The 4,952-nt window shown below is 52.9% G+C and carries 2 tRNA genes and 2 rRNA genes; all 4 read left to right on the top strand.

Annotated features, from left to right (window positions below):
• Positions 1-1,467 (top strand): 16S ribosomal RNA (locus BV106_RS34720); the annotation flags it as partial.
• A gap of 173 nt (positions 1,468-1,640) precedes the next feature.
• Positions 1,641-1,716: transfer RNA gene (locus BV106_RS34715), tRNA-Ala, on the top strand.
• A 43-nt stretch (positions 1,717-1,759) separates the two neighbouring features.
• Positions 1,760-1,836, top strand: a tRNA-Ile gene (locus BV106_RS34710).
• 134 nt (positions 1,837-1,970) lie between these two features.
• Positions 1,971-4,812: ribosomal RNA gene (locus BV106_RS34705) — 23S ribosomal RNA — on the top strand.
• Positions 4,813-4,952 lie beyond the last annotated feature (140 nt).

The following is a 4,952-nucleotide window of genomic DNA, read 5'->3' as shown; positions in this document are numbered from 1 at the left end:
AGTTTTGTAGCAATACCGAGCTGTTCAGTGGCGAACGGGTGCGTAACACGTGGATAACATACCGGAAAGCGAGGAATAGCCCAGGGAAACTTGGATTAATACCTCATGTGGTCGCAAGACTAAAGGCGGGGCAACCTGTCGCTTTCTGATTGGTCCGCGGCCTATCAGCTAGTTGGCGGGGTAACGGCCCACCAAGGCGACGACGGGTAGCTGGTCTGAGAGGATGACCAGCCACACTGGAACTGAGACACGGTCCAGACACCTACGGGTGGCAGCAGTCGAGAATCATTCACAATGGGGGAAACCCTGATGGTGCGACGCCGCGTGGAGGATAAGGTCTTCGGATTGTAAACTCCTGTCATGCGAGAGCAAGATTTGTGCAGGTAACTCTGCTGAATTTGATAGTATCGCAAGAGGAAGAGACGGCTAACTCTGTGCCAGCAGCCGCGGTAATACAGAGGTCTCAAGCGTTGTTCGGAATCACTGGGCGTAAAGGGTGCGTAGGTGGCGTGGAAAGTCAGATGTGAAATCCGGGGGCTCAACCTCCGAATAGCATCCGATACTCCCATGCTAGAGAACTGGAGGGGGATCTGGAATTCTCGGTGTAGCAGTGAAATGCGTAGATATCGAGAGGAACACTAGTGGCGAAGGCGAGATCCTGGACAGTATCTGACACTGATGCACGAAGGTCAGGGGAGCAAACGGGATTAGATACCCCGGTAGTCCTGACAGTAAACGGTGCACGTTTGGTGTGGGAGGATTCGACCCCTTCTGTGCCGGAGCTAACGCGTTAAACGTGCCGCCTGGGAAGTACGGTCGCAAGATTAAAACTCAAAGAAATTGACGGGGACCCGCACAAGCGGTGGAGTATGTGGCTTAATTCGATGCAACGCGAAGAACCTTACCTGGGCTTGACATGCACTGTGTCGTCGGTGAAAGCCGGCTAGTGTAGCAATACACGCTTTGCACAGGTGCTGCATGGCTGTCGTCAGCTCGTGTCGTGAGATGTTGGGTTAAGTCCCGCAACGAGCGCAACCCCTGTGATTTGTTGCCACCGGAGCAATCCGAGCACTCGAATCAGACTGCCCAGATCAACTGGGAGGAAGGTGGGGATGACGTCAAGTCAGTATGGCCCTTACGCCCAGGGCTGCACACGTACTACAATGCCCAGCACAATGTGAACCGAAACCGCGAGGTGGAGGAAATCCTCAAAACTGGGCTCAGTTCAGATTGCAGGCTGCAACTCGCCTGCATGAAGTTGGAATCGCTAGTAATGGTACATCAGCTACGGTACCGTGAATACGTTCCCGGGTCTTGTACACACCGCCCGTCACATCATGGAAGCTGGTTTCGCCCGAAGTGCCCGCGCCGACCGCAAGGAGGCAAGGCCCTAAGGCAAGACTGGTGACTGGGATGAAGTCGTAACAAGGTAGCCGTAGGGGAACCTGCGGCTGGATCACCTCCTTTCTATGGAGTATTCCCTTTCAGGCACTCACTGCCTGGGGAAAGGTCGAGACCCGATGTGCGCCCGGTTCGCCGGAACGCCTCAGGTCTGCTAAGGCTCAAATATTTGCGTGAGTTACCTCACGTGTAGTGCACGACTTAGCTTTTACTTGGAACAATACACACGCATCACCAAAGGGGGTATAGCTCAGCTGGTAGAGCGCCAGCTTTGCAAGCTGGATGTCTGGGGTTCGAGTCCCCATGCCTCCACCATGTGACCGCTGAGTGCTTTTAAAGCAGAGGACCGGTGAAAACCGGGCCTGTAGCTCAGTTGGTTAGAGCACCGCCTTGATAAGGCGGGGGTCAATGGTTCGAGTCCATTCAGGCCCACCATCTGGTGACCAATGAGTGTGTAGGCTGATTAATGTCATCCGAACCGGAAGGTTCTTTGAAAACTGAACAAGACAGATTAAGAGCGAAAAAGACATAATTTTTAATAGAAGCTGGCGCAAGCCAGCGGCTACAGGCATCAAGTATTTTAGAGCACATAGTGAATGCCTTGGCACCAGCAGGCGATGAAGGACGTGCTAAGCTGCGATAAGCTTCGGATAGCGGCAAAGACGCTTTGACCCGGAGATTTCCGAATGGGATAACCTGCAGCGGTTCATACCGCTGCGTGCAGCCCTCAATACATAGGGGCTGCGACGCCATACCAGGGGAAGTGAAACATCTCAGTACCCTGAGGAAAAGAAAACGAATGTGATTCCGTCAGTAGTGGCGAACGAAAGCGGAACAGCCCAAACCGGAGGCTTTGCCTCCGGGGTTGTAGGAGCCCGACGTGGCATGGATCAAGTTAGGTGAAGCTTCAGGAAAGTTGCGCCAGAGAGGGTGAAAGGCCCGTAACCGAAAACTTCGATCCAGCCTAGGGAATTCCTGAGTAATGCGACACACGTGAAACTTCGCATGAATCGGCGCCGACCACGGCGTAAGGCTAAATACTAGCTGGTGACCGACAGTGAACAAGTACCGCGAGGGAAAGGTGAAAAGCACCGCTGTGAGCGGAGTGAAACAGTACCTGAAACCATGTGCTTACAAGGTGTCAGAGCCGGCTTGTCCGGTGATGGCGTGCCTTTTGCTTAATGAGTCTGCGAGTTGGTTTTTGTGGCAAGCCTAAGTCCTTCTGGGACGCAGGCGCAGCGAAAGCGAGTCCGAACAGGGCGACCCTAGTCACAGGAGCCAAACCCGAAGCGGTGGTGATCTACCCATGGCCAGGCTGAAGCGTTGGTAATACGACGTGGAAGGCCGAACCGGTGAACCTTGAGAAGTTCTCGGATGAGTTGTGGGTAGGAGTGAAAGGCTAATCAAACCCCGTAATAGCTGGTTCTCCTCGAAATGTATTTAGGTGCAGCGTCATATGCTGACCCGGGGGGGTAGAGCACTGAATGAGCTAGGGGGCACACCCGCCTACCAAACTCAATCAAACTCCGAATACCCCGGGGTGAAGTATGGCAGTAAGACAGTGGGGGATAAGCTTCATTGTCGAAAGGGAAACAACCCAGCCCAGCAGCTAAGGTGCCCAAATACCGCTCAGTGGAAAGGAAGTGAGATTTCTTTGACAGTGAGGATGTTGGCTTAGAAGCAGCCACCATTTAAACAGTGCGTAATAGCTGACTCATCGAGAGATCTTGCGCCGAAAATGATTGGCGATAAGCGGTATACCGAAGCTCTGGATGCCCCAGTTTTTGGACTGGGGTTTGGTAGAGGAGCGTTCTCAACGCATCGAAGCTGGATGGCGACTGAAAGTGGAGTGTTGAGAAGTGAGGATGCAGACATAAGTAACGACAAGGGTGGTGAAATCCCACCCCGCCGTAAATCCAAGGTTTCCTGGGCAACGATTTTCGTCCCAGGGTTAGTCGGGACCTAAGCCGATGCCGTCTGGCGCAGGCGATGGAAAGCAGGTTAATATTCCTGCACCGGTTTTGGTTAAGTCATGTTAGACCACGGAGAAGGAGGAAACAGACCTTATTGACTTGGCAGGAAGGGCTTCGGCCTGACCGCGTTTCCAAATGATCCGTCTAGAAAAGCTTCATGATGTTCCCAGGGCCGCCCGTACTAGAAACCGACTCAGGTGGATGGGTAGAATATACCAAGGCGCAAGAGTGAAACCTCGTTAAGGAACTCTGCAATCTAGTCCCGTAACTTCGGAAGAAGGGATGCCCACTTCGGTGGGTCGCAGTGAAAGGGGTCAACCGACTGTTTATCAAAAACACAGCATTGTGCGAAGACGAAAGTCTATGTATACGATGTGACACGTGACCAATGCGGAAAGATTAAGGCAAGATGTTAGCCGCAAGGCGAAGCTTTGAACCCAAGTCCCCGTGAATGTCGGCCGTAACTATAACGGTCCTAAGGTAGCGAAATTCCTTGTCGGGTAAGTTCCGACCTGCACGAATCGTGTAACGAGTTGACCGCTGTCTCAACGAGGGGCTCAGTGAATTTGTAGTGGCGGTGAAGATGCCGCCTACCCGCGGAAGGACGGAAAGACCCTATGCACCTTAACTGTAAGCTGTCACTGATTCGCTGATTTCAATGCTCAGAGTAAGTGGGAGGCTGTGAAGCCGGACTTTCGGGTCCGGCAGAGCCAAAAGTGAGACACCACCCTTTGGTATTGGCGAGTCTAATTGTAACCCCTTAAAGGGCATGAGACCATGGCAGCCGGTCAGTTTTACTGGGGCGGTATCCTCCCAAAGAGTAACGGAGGAGCGCGAAGGTGTGCTCAGCGCGGTTTGCAATCGCGTGTTGAGTGTATTGGCATAAGCACGCCTAACTGTGAGACCTACAAGTCGAGCAGATACGAAAGTAGGCCAAAGTGATCCGGCGGTTTAATGTGGAATTGCCGTCGCTTAACGGACAAAAGGTACGCTAGGGATAACAGGCTGATTTCATCCAAGAGTTCATATCGACGATGAAGTTTGGCACCTCGATGTCGGCTCGTCGCATCCTGGGGCTGGAGAAGGTCCCAAGGGTCCGGCTGTTCGCCGGTTAAAGCGGCACGCGAGCTGGGTTCAGAACGTCGCGAGACAGTTCGGTCCTCTATCCTCCGTGGGCGTTGGAGAATTGCGGGGTTTACTTCCTAGTACGAGAGGACCGGAAGTAACGTACCTCTGGTGTTCCAGTTGTCACGTCAGTGGCACAGCTGGGCAGCTATGTACGGAAGGGATAAGCGCTGAAAGCATCTAAGCGCCAAGCCCATCCCAAGATGAGTTCTCCCTGAAGGATCGTGGAAGACTACCACGTTGATAGGGTGTGGGTGCAAGTCGAGTAATCGATTCAGCTCAACACTACTAATCATCCGATCGTCTTGATGCTAAATGCTTTTTCAATCACTCTTAGTTTGTCCTTGTTCAGTTTTCAGAGAACCTCTGGGTTTGGCCGGGCTGCCACCCGAACCTTTAACTGCAACCGCTGAAGCGTTGAAGTCTTCAGACAGGCTGTTTCACAGGGAGTTT

The organism is Verrucomicrobium sp. BvORR106 (assembly GCF_000739655.1).
Taxonomy (GTDB): Bacteria; Verrucomicrobiota; Verrucomicrobiia; order Verrucomicrobiales; family Verrucomicrobiaceae; genus Verrucomicrobium.
This window is presented reverse-complemented; position numbering and strand designations above follow the sequence as displayed.